Below are 14,790 nucleotides of genomic sequence, written 5' to 3'. Positions count from 1 at the left end.
AAGCCATGCAACGCGCGGCGAAGCATCGATCGGCGAATGCTTCGCCGCACGCGTCAGGCCCGGCGTACCCCGAAAACGCGTATGCCACAATGACGGATTCTCACTCGCGGGAATCTGTTCAAGTGACGCGCCGCATCCTCGTGTTCTTCGCGCTGCTTGCGCTGCTCACGGCGTGCTGCGCGCTCACGTGGCATATCGCATGGCAGCGCGGTATCGACGAGTTGCGGCGCAATGCGGCCGCCCGCGTCGACCGCACGACGAGCACGCTCAAGAGCACGCTCGACCGCTACGAATACCTTCCGTACCTTCTTTCACGCCACCCGTTCGTGCAGGACGTGTTGGCCGCGCCCGATGCGCGCAACGTCGATCGCGCGAACCGCTATCTCGAAGACCTCAATCGCCGCTCGCACGCGACCGCGACCTATCTGATCCGCGCCGATGGCTTTTGCGTCGCGGCGAGCAACTGGCGCGGGCCCGACAGCTTCGTCGGCGTGGAATATCACTTCCGGCCGTATTTCGTCGATGCCATGAAAGGCGGCGTCGGACGTTTCTTCGGACTCGGCACGATTTCGCTGGAGCCGGGCTATTACATCTCGCAGCCGGTGTATCGGGAAGGCTCGCACGATCTGATCGGCGTGGCCGTCGTCAAGCTGAACCTCGAATGGCTGCAGGGCGCGGATGCGTCGGAACCGCTGCTCGTCACCGACGATCACGGCGTGATCTTTCTGTCGTCGGTGCCGTCTTGGAAATATCACACGGTGCGGCCGCTGCCGCAGAGCGTCGAGGCGTCGGTCTATTCGACGCGCCAGTACGCGCAGCAGCCGATCACGCCGCTGCCGATGTCCGTCGTCGAGACGCTCGAAGGCGGCGCGCAGATCGTGCGCGTCGGCGGCGGATTGAACGCGCCGAGTTTCCTCGCGACGCGACGCTCCATCGGCGAACCGGACTGGCAATTGATCACGATGGCGCCGCTCGATCCCATCGAAAGCGCCGCGCAGACGGCGGTCGTCGTGACCGCGCTCGTGTTTCTGTCGCTGTGCTTGCTGGCGTTCTACTGGCGCATGCGCCGCGCGCGCGTGCGCGAGATGATCCGCAGCCGCGAGATGCTGCAGACGGCGTATGCGGAATTGAATCAGCGCGTCGCGGAGCGCACCGCCGATTTGTCGCAGGCGAACGCGCAACTGACGAAGGAAGTGAACGAGCGCACGCGCGCCGAACAGGACCTGCGCGCCGCTCACGACGAACTGATCCAGGCCAGCAAGCTCGCCGCGCTCGGACAGATGGCCGCCGGCATCACGCATGAACTCAATCAGCCGCTCGCTGCGCTGCGCAGTTTTTCGGACAACACGCGCGTGTTGATCGATCGCGGCGATCAGGCGGCGGCGCGGGAAAATCTCGAAGCGATTGCCTCGCTGACCGAGCGCATGGGCAAGATCACGAATCAGTTGAAGCTGTTCGTCGCGAAGGCGCGCCCGAAGAACGCGCGCACGGACGTGGCCCGCGCGCTGCGCAATGTCTTCGCGATGCTCGGTCCGCGTCTGAAGAACGTCACGCTCGACGTCGCGCCCGAACTCGAAGGCGACGGTGCGGCCATTCATGTGCGCTGCGAGGATCTGCGGCTGGAGCAGGTGCTCATCAACCTGATCGGCAATGCGCTCGACGCCGTGGCTTCCTGCGATGCCCCGCGCATCGTCATCGAACTGGACGCGCGGCCGGACGCGGTCGAGATCATCGTGCGCGACAACGGTCCCGGCATTCCCGCCGATGCGTTGCCGCATCTGTTCGAACCGTTCTTCACGACGAAGGAGACGGGTCACGGACTCGGCCTCGGGCTCGCGATTTCATCGGCGATTGCGCGGGATTACGGCGGCACGCTCGTCGCGCGCAACGTCGTCGCGCCGATCGTCGCGGATGGCCCGGAAGGCGGCACGCAGGCCGACGCCGATCGCTCGCACGGCGCAGAATTCGTGTTGACGCTGCGTCGTGCATAGAAAACTGAATCGAGGCCAGACCATGACCACCGGCTTGCAGGTGATCTTCATCGAAGACGACGAACTCGTGCGGCGCGCGAGCGTCCAGAGCCTGCAACTCGCGGGCTTCGACGTGACGGGCCACGGAAGCGTCGAATCGGCTGCGCGCGCCATCGACGTGAATTTTCCCGGCGTGATCGTCAGCGATATCCGGCTGCCCGGCGCAAGCGGTCTCGATCTGCTTGCGCAGTGCCGCGAGCGCGCGCCAGAGGTGCCCGTGCTGCTCGTCACCGGTCACGGCGATATTTCGATGGCCGTCCAGGCGATGCGCGACGGCGCATACGACTTCATCGAGAAGCCGTTCGCGTCCGAGCGGCTCGTCGAAGCGGTGCGGCGCGCGCTGGAGCGCCGCAAGCTCGTGCTCGAAAATCAGGCGTTGCGGCGCGAACTGGCGGAGCAGAGCAGCGTGGCGCCGCGCATCATCGGCCGCAGCCCGGCGATCGAGCAGGTGCGCCGGCTGATCGCGAACGTCGCGCCGACGGATGCATCCGTGCTCATCAACGGCGATACCGGCGCGGGCAAGGAACTGATCGCGCGCAGCCTGCACGATTTGTCGCCGCGTCGCGACAAGCCTTTTATCGCGGTGAATTGCGGCGCGCTGCCGGAGCCGATGTTCGAATCCGAGATGTTCGGCTTCGAAGCGGGCGCGTTCACCGGAGCGCAGAAGCGGCGCATCGGCAAGCTGGAGCACGCGTCGGGCGGCACGCTTTTTCTCGATGAAATCGAGAGCATGCCGCTTTCGCTACAGGTGAAACTGCTGCGCGTGCTGCAGGACGGCGTGCTCGAACGGCTCGGCTCGAATCAGCCGGTGCGGGCGAATCTGCGCGTCGTGGCGGCGGCAAAGGGCGACATGAACGAACACGTCGCCCAGGGAACGTTCCGGCGCGATCTGCTGTATCGGCTCAATGTCGTGACGATCACGCTGCCGCCGCTCAACGAGCGCCGCGAGGACATCGTGCCGCTTTTCGAACACTTTCTGCTCGATGCCGCCGTGCGTTACGAGCGGCCCGCGCCGCTCATCACCGACCGCCAGCGCGCCGAACTGATGCAGCGCGAGTGGCCCGGCAACGTGCGCGAACTGCGCAACGCGGCGGACCGGATGGTGCTCGGCGTCATCGACGATATCGGCGCATCGGCAGATTCGACGACGCAATCGCTCAAGGAGCGCACCGAGCAGTTCGAACGCGCGGTCATCGGGGAAACGCTGGAACAGTGCGGCGGCGCGGTCGCGGTGGCGGCGGATCGCTTGCAGGTCGGCAAGGCGACGCTTTACGAGAAGATCAAGCGGTACGGGCTCGCGGCAAAGGGCGACTCCGACCGCTAGACGCGATACAAACGACAACGCCCGCCGAAGCGGGCGTTGTTCATCGTGCGATGAGGCTCAGGCTGCAGAGCCGAGCGCCTTGTCCAGCAGCGCGTCGAGTTCCGCGAACGTCGGTTCGCCGACATAGCGCTTCAGGATCTTGCCGTTCTTGTCGATGACGAAGGTCGTCGGCGTGAGCTGCACGTTGCCGAACTGCTTGGCGGCGCTGCCGTCGTCCATGGCGACCTTGAACGGCAGATTGCGCGTTTGCGCGTAGTTGCTGACGTACATCGGGGCGTCGTAGCTCATCGCCACGGCGACGAATTCCAGGCCGCGCCCCTTGAACTTGTTGTACGTGTTGATCATGTCGGGCATTTCCTTCATGCAGGTCTCGCAGCTCGTCGCCCAGAAATTGACGAGATAGACCTTCCCTTTCAGGTCGGCCGAGGTCGAGATTTTTTGACCCGACAGCAGCGTGAACGTGGCATCGGGTACGCGCTGCTGGCCGCCGAACGCGAAATAGCCGGTGCACGCGATCACGCCGGCAATCAGCGCCATCACGATGTAACGCAACGGACTCTTCGCGCGTGCGGAAGTGGCTTCGGTGGTTTGGGACATGTGGAACCTCGAATTGCGGACTCGAGCGCCGCGACGGGCGCAATCGCAAAGAAACGTGCCAAGCATTCTACGCCAATCGCCCAATGCGGCGTCACAGTCGACGGCTCGCGCCAGTAGCCACGAGGGGCGACGCTGCGGCGCGATAATGATGCTTTTCCTGGCATCGATCGATATGAAGCGAGTTTCAACTTCCATCGCGGGGAATGTGCGCCGTTTTGCCGCAGGTTTTGCATCGCCGGTTGCGGCGGTGTGCGCGTCGCTGGCTTGCACTGCGCTCGTCGCCTGCACGCCTTCTTACGACTGGCGAACGATTCAGAACAACGACGACGGCTACGAAGTGACGCTGCCCGCGAAGCCCCGCGCGGCGGAACGCAAAGTCGAAATCGCGGGCCAGTCGATGACGATGCGCATGCAAACCGCCGAAGCCAACGACGCGGTGTTCGCCGTCGGCACGGTCGTCCTGCCGAGCGCCGATCCGCAACTCCAGCGCGCGGCGCTCGACTATCTCGAACGGGGCCTTGCGCGGAACGTGAACGCGCGGCCGGACGCTCGCGCGACGCAGATCGAGCTTGCCGCCGGTGGCCGCGTGCTGGGCAGCGAGATGCGGGTAACGGGCCAAAGCGGTGATAAGCGCGAGGCGCGGACGATTCAGGCACGCTTCGTCGCGCGCGGTGCGCATGTCTATCAACTGGCCATCGTCGCGGACAAGACGCCGCCAGCCGAGCAGGCCGACCAGTTCTTTACGTCCTTCAAACTTTTTTAGAGGAATGCCTCGAATTAAGTTAACGCCGAGTTAAAAGGGTGTGTCGGCAACTGCGCGCACTGAAAGTTCCTTCGAAGCAACGGCGCGTAATGCACGGATTTGTCAGGGCTTTTTTCACTATCCACAATATCTGTGGATAACTTTGTGGAAAAGAGTGTGCGGCAGGCATCAAAAGCCCGAGTCGCGCGGTTGCGCTTACTTTGCCCTCGTTCTCGGCAAGTTAATTAATTCAATAAAATCAATGGTCTGTGAAATGCGCATGCCGAGGCGGTGGGAGTCGGTCACGCGCCGGTGCAGATCGCCTTCGTGTGCATAAGTCAAGTCTTGACAAGCATTCTTTCGCGGTCCCCAGTCAGACGATCGACACCGCACGCCGATACTGGACCGCCTCCGCGACATGCGACGCATCCGGCGTCTCGGCCCCTGCGAGGTCGGCGATCGTGCGGACGACCTTGAGTACGCGATAGTAGGCGCGCGCCGACCAGCCGAATCGCTCGCCCGCCGATCGCAACAGCGATTCGCCGGTTGCATCGGGGCGGCAGACATCGTCGGCCTCGCGTCCGTCGAGTTCGCGGTTCGTCTTGCCCTGCCGCCGCAACTGAATGTCGCGCGCCACGGCGACGCGCCCCGCGACTTGCGCACTCGACTCGCCGCGCTTCGCGGTCCGCGCCGACAACTCCGCCGGCGACAACGCGGGCAACTCGATCTGAATATCGATGCGATCCATCAGCGGACCGGAAAGCTTGCGCAGATACCGGGCGGCGATTTCCGGCGAGCAGCGGCAACGCCCGCCCGGATCGCCGCGCCAACCGCACGGGCAGGGGTTCATCGCCGCGACGAGCTGACATGCGGCCGGAAAATCCGCCTGTTGAGCGGCGCGCGAAATGGTGATGCGCCCGGCCTCCAGTGGCTCGCGAAGGGTTTCGAGGACTTTGCGGTCGAATTCGGGCAATTCGTCGAGAAACAGGACGCCCAGATGCGCCAGCGTGATTTCGCCCGGCTGCGGCGGATTGCGTCCGCCGACGAGCGCGACGGAACTCGACGAATGATGCGGCGCGCGGAATGGACGCTGACGCCACTGCGCGGGCGTGAAGCCGATCGAACTCGCCGAGAGGATGGCGGCGGAAGTCAGCGCTTCGTCGTCGGTCATCGGCGGGAGGAGGCCGGGAAGTCGCGTGGCGAGCATCGACTTGCCTGCGCCGGGCGGTCCGACCATCAGCAGATGATGCCCGCCCGCCGCCGCGACTTCGAGCGCCCGCCGCGCACCGGGATGGCCGATCACGTCCGCGAGATCGGGCGATGAAACGGCGGTCGCATCTGAAAGCGTCGCGGCCTGCACCGGACTAAGGCGCGCATCGGGCACGCCGTTGAGATGAGCGCACAGCGCGCGAAGATCGTCCGCACCGTACACGCCGATGCCCGGCACCAGTGCGGCTTCGGCAGCACTTGCGAGTGGAAGGTAGATATCGGGGACGCGCGAATCGGAACTCGCATATTGGCGGGCCGCGCCGCAAACCATCGCGAAGGCGCCGCGCATTGGCCGTAGCGCGCCCGTCAGCGATAACTCTCCCGCGAACTCGCGATGCGCCAGCGATTCAGCCGGAATCTGCCCGCTCGCGGCGAGAATGCCGAGCGCGATCGGCAAGTCGAAGCGGCCTGACTCTTTCGGAAGATCGGCGGGCGCGAGATTGACGGTGATGCGGCTGACGGGAAAGTCGAAGCCGCAGTTCTGAAGCGCGGCGCGCACGCGCTCGCGGCTTTCGCGGACTTCGAGATCGGGAAGGCCGACGATCGAGAACGACGGCAACCCGTTGGCCAAATGGACTTCGACGACGACTTCCGGCGCGCGCCCAGGCGCGGGCGCGCGGCTGCGTACCACGGCAAGCGACATGATTTCACCCGATACGGCGCGACCGAAAAGCCGCGCCGGCAATGAGACTAGGACTTCACGGCTCGCCGGCCGGATACGAGAAAAAGGGCGGGCGTGTCAGTCCTGCGACGTGCCGCCGCTCACGGTCCGCTGTTCGAGTTGCGCGACGCGCTTTTCCAGCTCTTCGAGACGCGCGCGGGTGCGCACGAGCACTTGCGTCTGCGTGTCGAATTCCTCGCGCGTGACGAGGTCGAGCTTGGAGAAGCCCTGCTGGAGCATCGCCTTCATGTTTTTTTCGACGTCCTTCGCCGGCGAATTGCGAAACAGTTCGCTCATTTTCTGCTGAAGGTCGTTGAATACGTCGTTGGGCTGCTTCATCGTTTTCTCCCTTGTGCACAAATAATGTGCATTCATCGTTAGGTCAGTGCCCCGCGCTTTCGAATGGTCGATATTGGTGCGTCGATGCAATGCGGCGACGCACGGCGGGGCAGTCCCGAAGGCGACGCGATTTTAGCGCCGGCGTTGAGCCTTCTTCGCCGTCCCTGCCCTTATTACGGGGACTTCGGGACCACTCTAGCAATGAACCTGCCCCTCCGCCAGCGCGTAACTGCCGCTTTAGCCATTCGGCAGAGGCAACGCCCGTTTCGTGCCGAAATCCCGCAAACCCGCGTCGTTATTAGCATGGCATCGGAGTTGCATAAACGGCGCGACCTTTTCTGCACGCTTTTTCACCGAACGGCACGCGGAAAGATCAGGAAACCACAGCGAGGGATACATGAAGCTCATTACCGCAATCATCAAGCCGTTCAAGCTGGACGAAGCGCGTGAAGCGTTATCGGCGATCGGCGTGTCGGGGATCACCGTGACCGAGGTGAAAGGCTTCGGCCGCCAGAAGGGGCATACGGAGTTGTATCGCGGCGCGGAATACGTCGTCGACTTTCTGCCGAAGGTGAAGATCGAGGCGGCCGTGTCGGACGACATCGTCGACCAGGCGATCGAAGCCGTCGAGCGTGCCGCGCGCACGGGCAAGATCGGCGACGGAAAGATCTTCGTGACCGCGATCGAGCAGGTCATTCGCATTCGTACCGGCGAGACCGGCGCGGACGCGCTCTAAGAAAAATCGGCGATAAGAGGAACCAGAAGAATGCGTAACTTTTTGATGTCATTGTTGGTGGCGACCGCGCTTGCCGGCGCGACCGCCGGCACCGCTCTCGCTCAGGACGCGTCGGCTCCGGCCGCCGCGTCGGCGCCTGCAACGGACGCCGCGTCGGCCGCGAGCGCGCCGGCCAGCGCCAATACGGCGATGGCTTCGTCGGCGGACGCGGCATCGGCTGCCCAGGCCGCATCCGAGGCAGCACCCGCCGCGCCGACCGAACCGTTCATGGTCGATTCATCGAAGATCAGTTCCGGCGACACCGCGTGGATGCTGACTTCCGTCGCACTCGTGCTGTTCATGACGATTCCGGGCCTCGCGCTCTTCTACGCCGGCATGGTCCGCAAGAAGAACGTCCTCGCCACCGTGATGCAGAGCTTCGCCATCTGCTGCCTGGTCACGATTCTCTGGACGGTCGTCGGCTACAGCATCGCGTTCACGCCGGGCGGCTCGTTCCTCGGCGGCTTCTCGCGCGTGTTCCTGCACGGCCTGGCCTACGTCAAGGGCGACAAGGCGACGACGCTCACCGTCAGCCATCTCGCCTCGACCATTCCGGAGTCCGTCTACTTCGCGTTCCAGCTGACGTTCGCGATCATCACGCCGGCGCTTATCACCGGTGCATTCGCCGACCGCATGAAGTTTTCCGCGATGCTCGTCTTCATGGCGCTGTGGTCGCTGCTCGTCTATTCGCCGATCGCCCACATGGTCTGGGAACCGACCGGCTGGCTGGCATCGGCGGGCGTGCTGGATTTCGCGGGCGGCACGGTGGTTCACATCAACGCGGGTATCGCGGGCCTGATGTGCTGTATCGTCCTTGGCAAGCGCGTCGGCTATGGTCGCGAAGTGATGGCGCCGCACAACCTGGTGCTGTCGCTGATCGGCGCGTCGATGCTGTGGGTCGGCTGGTTCGGCTTCAACGCGGGTTCGGCGGTGGCGGCTGACGGCCGTGCCGGCTTCGCGATGCTGACGACGCAGATCGCCACCGCGTTCGCCGCGTTCGGCTGGATGTTCGCGGAGTGGATCACGAAGGGCAAGCCGTCGGTGCTCGGCATCATCTCGGGCGCGGTCGCGGGTCTGGTTGCGGTGACGCCTGCTTCGGGCTTCGTCGGCGTGACGGGCGCGATCGTGATCGGCATCGTCGCGGGCGTGGTCTGCTTCTGGTCGGCCACCTGGCTCAAGCACAAGTTCAACTACGACGACTCGCTCGACGCGTTCGGCGTGCATGGCGTCGGCGGGATCATCGGTGCACTTCTGACCGGCGTGTTCGCGGTGAAGGACATCGGCGGTTTCGACGGCAGCCTGCTCGTGCAGGCGAAGGGCGTGATCGTCACGCTGATCTACTCGGGCGTCGTCAGCTTCATCCTGCTGAAGGTCATCGACATGGTCATGGGCTTGCGCGTCACCGAAGAACAGGAACGCGAAGGCCTCGACGTCACCTTGCATGGCGAGCACGTCGAATGACGCACTGAAGACATCATCGCGACCGGCACGCGCCGGCGCGATGAAAAGAACGAGCGCAGCGACTTGACCCGCCTTCGATGGCGGGTTTTTTTTGCCATGCGACCGGCCGCATTCTTCGTCCAGCGGCGCACGACTCCGAAATGCTTGCCGCAAGGCCGGGAAACCTTGGTAATTGGCGGCCCATCCCCAATTAGGCAAAGCAATTGCTCTACAATCTTTCGTCTCTGTCGGCCGGCGCTTTCGTGTTGACGCGCGATGCCGGTCCCATGCAAAGCTGTCCGCGAGAAATCAATGGTTCCGCATTTAGTTACGGCGTTGAATGGTCCTCTGCTCGATCTCGAGCGGAAAATACTGGAGGCCACGCCTGCCATCGAGCGGTGGTTTCGTCTTGAATGGCAGGAGCACACGCCGCCGTTTTATTGTTCCGTCGATCTGCGTAACGCGGGGTTCAAGCTCGCGCCCGTCGATACGAATCTGTTCCCGGGCGGTTTCAACAATCTGCCGCAGGAAGTGCTGCCGCTGGCCGTGCAGGCGGCCATGGCGTCCATCGAAAAAATCTGCCCCGACGCGAAAAATCTGCTCGTGATTCCCGAGCGGCATACGCGCAACGCGTTCTATCTCGAGAACGTCGCCCGTCTCGCAACCATCATGCGGCAGGCGGGCCTGAACGTCCGCTTCGGCACGCTCGATGAAAACATCCACGGCCCGGTGACGATTCCGCTCGCCGATGGCCAGAAGGTCGTGCTGGAACCGCTCGAGCGCACGCCGCGGCGTCTCGGCCTCAAGAATTTCGATCCCTGTTCGATTCTGCTCAACAACGATCTGTCGGCGGGCATTCCGCCGGTGCTGGAGAATCTGCATGAGCAGTATCTGCTTCCGCCGCTGCATGCCGGCTGGGCCGTGCGCCGCAAGTCGACGCATTTCTCCTGCTACGACGACGTCGCGAAGAAGTTCGCGAAGATGGTCGAGATCGACCCGTGGATGGTGAACCCGTACTTCGCGCACGTCGAAGGCGTGGACTACGAAGCGCGCACGGGCGAAGAAGCGCTCGCGGACGCCATCGACGGCGTCATCAAGAAGATCGCGAAGAAGTATCGCGAGTATGGCATCAGCGAGAAGCCGTACGTCGTCATCAAGGCGGATGCCGGCACGTACGGCAAGGGCGTGATGACCGTGCACGACGCGAGCGAAGTCGCCGCGCTCACCAAGCGCGAGCGCGTCAAGATGAACGACGCGAAGGAAGGGCTGCAAGTCCACGACGTGATCGTGCAGGAAGGCGTGCATACGTTCGAGCGCGTCGGCAATGCGGTCGCGGAGCCGGTGGTTTACATGATCGACCGGTACGTGGTCGGCGGCTTCTATCGCGTGCATGAATCGCGTGAGCGCGATCAGAACCTCAACGCGCCGGGCATGCACTTCGTGCCGCTCGGCTTCGAGCACACCGCGCTGCCCGACACGCACGCGAAGCCCGGCGCGGCGCCGCCGAACCGCTTCTACATGTACGGCGTGGTCGCGCGGCTCGGGCTGCTCGCGGCATCGGTGGAACTGGAAAAGACCGATCCCGAAGCCATTCAGGTCTAATTGCGCGGCTTGCGGTAAGCTCGCAGGCCGCGTCAATCAAGCGAATACACATGGACATCCTCTTTATCGCCGACCCGCTCGATCGCTTCAGGATCTACAAGGACTCGACCTACGCGATGATGGCCGAAGCCGCGCGCCGCGGCCACGTGCTCTATGCCTGTGAGCCGCATCAGCTCGCGTGGACGGGCGGCGCGGTGGAGGCGAGCGTGCGCCGGATTGCGATCGTCGGAGATGAAGCCGATAGCGGCCGCTCTCCGTGGTACTCGGCGCAAGAGCCGGAGAACGTATCGCTCGCCAGGTTCGACGCGGTGCTGATGCGCAAGGACCCGCCGTTCGACCTCGAATACGTGAACGCGACGTGGCTGCTGGAAATGGCGGAACGGCAAGGCGCGCGCGTGTTCAACAAGCCGCAGGCAATCCGCGATCATTCGGAAAAGCTCGCGATCGCGGAATGGCCGCAATACGTGGCGCCGACGCTCGTCACGCGCGATTCCGCACGCCTGCGCGCATTCCACGCCGAACACGGCGACGTCATTCTGAAGCCGCTCGACGGCATGGGCGGCATGGGCGTGTTCCGCGTGAAGGCGGACGGCATGAACCTCGGTTCGATCATCGAGATGCTGAGCGAGGACGGCGCGCGCATGGTGATGGCGCAGAAGTTCATCCCGCAGATTTCGGACGGCGACAAGCGCATCTTGTTGATCGGCGGCGAGCCGGTGCCGTATTCCCTCGCGCGCATTCCGCAAGGCGGCGAAGTGCGCGGCAATCTCGCGGCGGGCGGACTTGGCCGTGCGCAACCGCTTTCGGCGCACGATCGCGAAATCGCGGAGGCGCTCGGCCCGGTGCTGAAGGCGCGCGGGCTGCTGCTCGTCGGGCTGGATGCGATCGGCGACTATCTCACCGAAGTCAACGTCACGAGCCCGACCTGCTTCCGCGAAATCATGGATCAGACCGGCTTCGACGTGGCGGGCATGTTCATCGACGCGCTGGAGCGCGCGGTCGGCTGACGCGGGGCGCTGCTGCGCGTCTCTGGCGCAGTGCAAAACGTGCGCCGCCGGCACTGTTACAATCAACTTCCCGGCGGCTTGCATCTGGGGCTGGATCACATTTCAGCAGCGCGGTCGACCGTTGATTTCCCGACCGCCCGGACGCATGTGCCACTTGCACCACGCGACGCTCGCGCGCTTTCGAGCGAACTCTGACGTTTCGTTCACAGAGGCAGCAATCCCGATATGGCTGGCATTCTGATCATCGCGCATGCACCGCTCGCTACCGCGCTTCGCGAGTGCGTCGCGCACATTTACGGCGGCTTGCCCGCGCGCATCGGCGTCATCGACGTGATGCCCGACTGCGATCCCGTCGAAGTCCGCGCGTTCGCGCGCTCCGAGATCGATCGTCTGAGGGAAGGCAACGGCGCGATCGTGCTGACGGACGTTTTCGGCGCGACGCCGGCCAATATCGCGGCGAGCCTGGCGGATGCCGACGTGCGCATTCTCTCGGGCGTTAATCTGCCGATGCTCGTGCGCGCCGTCTGCTACCGCGCGACGCCGCTCGACACGCTGTCGGAAAAGATCCTCCAAGGCGGTTCGAAGGGCATTCAGGAACTGGACGCGTCCACGCCGCTCAACCCCTGCGCAATCGCGACGAAAGTCGCCGGTTCGCCCGATCCTGCTTGCTCGGCAAGCGCCGATCTGGCCGCCGCCAAAGCCGCCAGTCACTGACGCCGCTTCATTCATCCACTAGCGTTCCGGAGCATCATGCTGCAACAAGAAACAACGATCGTGAACAAGCTGGGGCTCCATGCGCGCGCTTCGGCCAAGCTCACGCAACTCGCGGGGAGTTTTCAGTGCGAAATCTGGATGAGCCGCAATGGCCGCCGGATCAACGCAAAGAGCATCATGGGCGTGATGATGCTGGCGGCGGGCATCGGCAGCACGGTGACGATCGAAACCGAAGGCCCGGATGAAGCCGAAGCGATGCAGGCGATCCTCGCCTTGATCGCGGACAAGTTCGGCGAAGGGCAATAAGTCCATCATTTCTGCATCGACCATCAAGAGCCGCGCATCGACGCGGCTTTTTTGCGCCTCGGCGCTTCTGCCAAGGACGGAGCAGTCTGCAACCGGCACGGCTTCCACGCGGCAGTCCGTGCAGGGACTTTGGAATACTTCGAACTTATAATGGCTTCGGCGGCCAGCGCCCCCGCGGATTCTGAGAGAACGCGGGTACATCACAAATAGAGGAGGTGCGCGTGTCTTTCACGCTGCATGGAATTCCCGTCTCACGAGGCATCGCCATCGGGCGAGCGTATCTGATTGCGCCCGCCGCGCTGGATGTCGCGCATTACCTGATCGAAGCCGATCAGATCGACGCTGAAATCGAACGATTCCTGACAGCGCAAGCCGCTGTCGCCGCCGAACTCGATGCGCTGCGCGAAGACCTCGCCGCCGATGCGCCCAGCGAGATGGGCGCGTTCATCAACGTCCACATGATGATCCTGAACGACGCCATGCTCGTGCAGGAAACCATCGACCTCATTCGCACGCGCCGCTACAACGTCGAGTGGGCGCTGACCGAACAGCTCGACATCCTCGGCAGTTTTTTCGACGAAATCGAGGACGAATACCTGCGCGAACGCAAGGCCGACGTCGAGCAGGTCGTCGAACGTCTGCTGAAGGCGCTTGCGGGTGCGCCGACCGCCGCGTCGCTCGTCGTGCATACGGCGGCGAGCAATGGCCACAACGAGATGATCGTCGTCGCGCACGACATTGCGCCCGCCGACATGCTTCAGTTTAAGACGCAGGCGTTCAAGGGCTTCGTCACCGATCTCGGCGGCCGCACGTCGCATACGGCGATCGTCGCGCGCAGTCTTGGCATTCCGGCGTCCGTCGGCGTGCAGCAGGCGAGCGTGCTGATTCGTCAGAACGATCTCATCATCGTCGATGGCGATCATGGCATCGTCATCGTCGATCCCGCGCCGATCGTCCTCGAAGAATATTCGTATCGGCAAAGCGAAAAGCTGCTCGAACAGCGCAAGCTGCAGCGCCTGAAGTTCTCGCCGACGCAGACGCTGTGCGGCACGAAGATCGAGCTGTGCGCGAACATCGAACTGCCCGACGATGCGCAAGTGGCCGTCGAAGCCGGCGCGATGGGCGTCGGCCTGTTCCGCACCGAATTCCTGTTCATGAATCACAAGGACCGGCTGCCGGAAGAAGAAGAGCAGTTCGAGGCGTACAAGCGCGCGGTCGAACTGATGAACGGCAAGCCGGTGACGATCCGCACGATCGACGTCGGCGCCGACAAGCCGCTCGATTCGATGAGCGCCGGCGACGGTTACGAGACCGCGCCGAATCCGGCGCTCGGCTTGCGCGCGATCCGCTGGAGCCTCTCCGAACCGCAGATGTTCATGACGCAACTGCGCGCGATTCTGCGCGCGTCCGCGTTCGGTCCGACCAAGATTCTGATTCCGATGCTCGCGCACGCGCAGGAAATCGATCAGACGCTCGATCTGATCCGCGAGGCGAAGCGCCAACTGGACGACGCGGGCATCGCGTATGACCGGCAGGTGCAGATCGGCGCGATGATCGAGATTCCCGCGGCGGCCATCGCAGTGCAGTTGTTTCTGAGCCGGCTAGATTTCCTGTCGATCGGGACCAACGACCTGATCCAGTACACGCTCGCGATCGACCGCGCGGACAACTCCGTCGCGCATCTCTACGATCCGCTGCATCCGGCGGTGCTGCATCTGATTGCTTTGACGCTGCGCGAGGCGAAGCGCGCGGGCGTGCCGGTTTCTGTGTGCGGGGAAATGGCGGGCGATCCGTCGGTCACGCGCCTGTTGCTCGGGCTTGGCCTGACGGAATTCTCGATGCATCCGAGCCAGTTGCTCGTCGTGAAGCAGGAAATCTTGCGCTCGAACCTCAAGGCGCTGGAAAAGCCCGTCGCGGACGTGCTCGCGTCCTTCGAGCCGAACGAGTTGCAGGCCGCGCTGGCCCGGCTGCAAAAAGCCTGAAC

The 14,790-nt window shown here is 63.9% G+C and carries 14 protein-coding genes; 10 read left to right on the top strand and 4 right to left on the bottom strand.

Annotated features, from left to right (window positions below):
• The first annotated feature begins 5 nt into the window (after window positions 1-5).
• Window positions 6-1,991 (top strand): sensor histidine kinase, encoded by a 1,986-nt coding sequence (locus tag BG57_RS07570; protein WP_081850849.1) that lies wholly within the window; start codon window positions 6-8, stop codon window positions 1,989-1,991.
• Between the two features lie 22 nt (window positions 1,992-2,013).
• Window positions 2,014-3,354, top strand: coding sequence for a sigma-54-dependent transcriptional regulator (locus tag BG57_RS07565; protein WP_035961859.1), 1,341 nt, complete (start codon window positions 2,014-2,016; stop codon window positions 3,352-3,354).
• 57 nt (window positions 3,355-3,411) lie between these two features.
• Here the strand turns inward: BG57_RS07565 and BG57_RS07560 are convergent, their stop codons facing one another.
• Window positions 3,412-3,951 (bottom strand): TlpA disulfide reductase family protein, encoded by a 540-nt coding sequence (locus BG57_RS07560; protein ID WP_035961858.1) that lies wholly within the window; start codon window positions 3,949-3,951, stop codon window positions 3,412-3,414.
• A 172-nt stretch (window positions 3,952-4,123) separates the two neighbouring features.
• Here BG57_RS07560 and BG57_RS07555 point away from each other — a divergent pair, with 172 nt between their 5' ends.
• Window positions 4,124-4,714: a hypothetical protein gene (locus tag BG57_RS07555; RefSeq protein ID WP_167569249.1), complete on the top strand. Its 591-nt coding sequence runs from the start codon at window positions 4,124-4,126 to the stop codon at window positions 4,712-4,714.
• A gap of 352 nt (window positions 4,715-5,066) precedes the next feature.
• Here BG57_RS07555 and BG57_RS07550 read toward each other — a convergent pair whose 3' ends face one another.
• Both BG57_RS07550 and BG57_RS07545 read right to left on the bottom strand, forming a co-directional pair.
• A complete protein-coding gene (locus BG57_RS07550) occupies window positions 5,067-6,605 on the bottom strand; it encodes a YifB family Mg chelatase-like AAA ATPase (RefSeq protein ID WP_035961857.1) in 1,539 nt (512 codons plus the stop codon).
• A 96-nt stretch (window positions 6,606-6,701) separates the two neighbouring features.
• Window positions 6,702-6,962 carry an accessory factor UbiK family protein gene (locus tag BG57_RS07545; RefSeq protein WP_035961856.1) on the bottom strand — a complete coding sequence of 87 codons (261 nt, stop codon included), beginning with the start codon at window positions 6,960-6,962 and terminating at the stop codon, window positions 6,702-6,704.
• Window positions 6,963-7,359: 397 nt separating this feature from the next.
• Here BG57_RS07545 and BG57_RS07540 point away from each other — a divergent pair, with 397 nt between their 5' ends.
• Window positions 7,360-7,698: a P-II family nitrogen regulator gene (locus BG57_RS07540; protein ID WP_014190273.1), complete on the top strand. Its 339-nt coding sequence runs from the start codon at window positions 7,360-7,362 to the stop codon at window positions 7,696-7,698.
• Between the two features lie 101 nt (window positions 7,699-7,799).
• Here BG57_RS07540 and BG57_RS33665 read toward each other — a convergent pair whose 3' ends face one another.
• Window positions 7,800-7,967 (bottom strand): hypothetical protein, encoded by a 168-nt coding sequence (locus tag BG57_RS33665; RefSeq protein WP_229753825.1) that lies wholly within the window; start codon window positions 7,965-7,967, stop codon window positions 7,800-7,802.
• On the opposite strand from BG57_RS33665, the gene BG57_RS07535 reads away from it, so the two are divergent.
• The 6 genes from BG57_RS07535 (at window position 7,966) to ptsP (ending at window position 14,788) form a co-directional block, all read left to right on the top strand.
• Window positions 7,966-9,198: an ammonium transporter gene (locus BG57_RS07535; RefSeq protein WP_229753824.1), complete on the top strand. Its 1,233-nt coding sequence runs from the start codon at window positions 7,966-7,968 to the stop codon at window positions 9,196-9,198. The genes BG57_RS33665 and BG57_RS07535 overlap by 2 nt on opposite strands.
• A gap of 291 nt (window positions 9,199-9,489) precedes the next feature.
• On the top strand, window positions 9,490-10,779 hold the full coding sequence (gene gshA / locus BG57_RS07530) for a glutamate--cysteine ligase (protein ID WP_035961853.1): 1,290 nt from the start codon (window positions 9,490-9,492) through the stop codon (window positions 10,777-10,779).
• Between the two features lie 50 nt (window positions 10,780-10,829).
• Window positions 10,830-11,786: a glutathione synthase gene (gene gshB, locus BG57_RS07525; RefSeq protein WP_035961852.1), complete on the top strand. Its 957-nt coding sequence runs from the start codon at window positions 10,830-10,832 to the stop codon at window positions 11,784-11,786.
• Window positions 11,787-12,011: 225 nt separating this feature from the next.
• Window positions 12,012-12,500 carry a PTS sugar transporter subunit IIA gene (locus tag BG57_RS07520; RefSeq protein WP_035961851.1) on the top strand — a complete coding sequence of 163 codons (489 nt, stop codon included), beginning with the start codon at window positions 12,012-12,014 and terminating at the stop codon, window positions 12,498-12,500.
• A gap of 36 nt (window positions 12,501-12,536) precedes the next feature.
• Window positions 12,537-12,806, top strand: a complete 270-nt coding sequence (locus tag BG57_RS07515) for an HPr family phosphocarrier protein (RefSeq protein WP_035961850.1) — start codon at window positions 12,537-12,539, stop codon at window positions 12,804-12,806.
• Window positions 12,807-13,027: 221 nt separating this feature from the next.
• Complete coding sequence (ptsP, locus tag BG57_RS07510; RefSeq protein ID WP_174447197.1) at window positions 13,028-14,788, top strand: phosphoenolpyruvate--protein phosphotransferase; 1,761 nt, start codon at window positions 13,028-13,030, stop codon at window positions 14,786-14,788.
• Window positions 14,789-14,790 lie beyond the last annotated feature (2 nt).

The organism is Caballeronia grimmiae (assembly GCF_000698555.1).
Classification (GTDB): Bacteria; Pseudomonadota; Gammaproteobacteria; order Burkholderiales; family Burkholderiaceae; genus Caballeronia; species Caballeronia grimmiae.
This window is presented reverse-complemented; position numbering and strand designations above follow the sequence as displayed.

What these genes read in the sequence shown, in the direction of transcription:
- BG57_RS07520 (WP_035961851.1), top strand. Translation starts at nt 12,012, where the DNA reads ATGGCTGGCATTCTGATCATCGCGCATGCACCGCTCGCTACCGCGCTT.
- BG57_RS07535 (WP_229753824.1), top strand. Translation starts at nt 7,966, where the DNA reads ATGGTCGATTCATCGAAGATCAGTTCCGGCGACACCGCGTGGATGCTG.
- BG57_RS07555 (WP_167569249.1), top strand. Translation starts at nt 4,124, where the DNA reads ATGAAGCGAGTTTCAACTTCCATCGCGGGGAATGTGCGCCGTTTTGCC.
- gshA (WP_035961853.1), top strand. Translation starts at nt 9,490, where the DNA reads ATGGTTCCGCATTTAGTTACGGCGTTGAATGGTCCTCTGCTCGATCTC.
- BG57_RS07515 (WP_035961850.1), top strand. Translation starts at nt 12,537, where the DNA reads ATGCTGCAACAAGAAACAACGATCGTGAACAAGCTGGGGCTCCATGCG.
- BG57_RS07570 (WP_081850849.1), top strand. Translation starts at nt 6, where the DNA reads ATGCAACGCGCGGCGAAGCATCGATCGGCGAATGCTTCGCCGCACGCG.
- BG57_RS07560 (WP_035961858.1), bottom strand. Translation starts at nt 3,951, where the DNA reads ATGTCCCAAACCACCGAAGCCACTTCCGCACGCGCGAAGAGTCCGTTG.
- BG57_RS07540 (WP_014190273.1), top strand. Translation starts at nt 7,360, where the DNA reads ATGAAGCTCATTACCGCAATCATCAAGCCGTTCAAGCTGGACGAAGCG.
- BG57_RS33665 (WP_229753825.1), bottom strand. Translation starts at nt 7,967, where the DNA reads ATGAACGGTTCGGTCGGCGCGGCGGGTGCTGCCTCGGATGCGGCCTGG.
- gshB (WP_035961852.1), top strand. Translation starts at nt 10,830, where the DNA reads ATGGACATCCTCTTTATCGCCGACCCGCTCGATCGCTTCAGGATCTAC.
- BG57_RS07565 (WP_035961859.1), top strand. Translation starts at nt 2,014, where the DNA reads ATGACCACCGGCTTGCAGGTGATCTTCATCGAAGACGACGAACTCGTG.
- BG57_RS07550 (WP_035961857.1), bottom strand. Translation starts at nt 6,605, where the DNA reads ATGTCGCTTGCCGTGGTACGCAGCCGCGCGCCCGCGCCTGGGCGCGCG.
- BG57_RS07545 (WP_035961856.1), bottom strand. Translation starts at nt 6,962, where the DNA reads ATGAAGCAGCCCAACGACGTATTCAACGACCTTCAGCAGAAAATGAGC.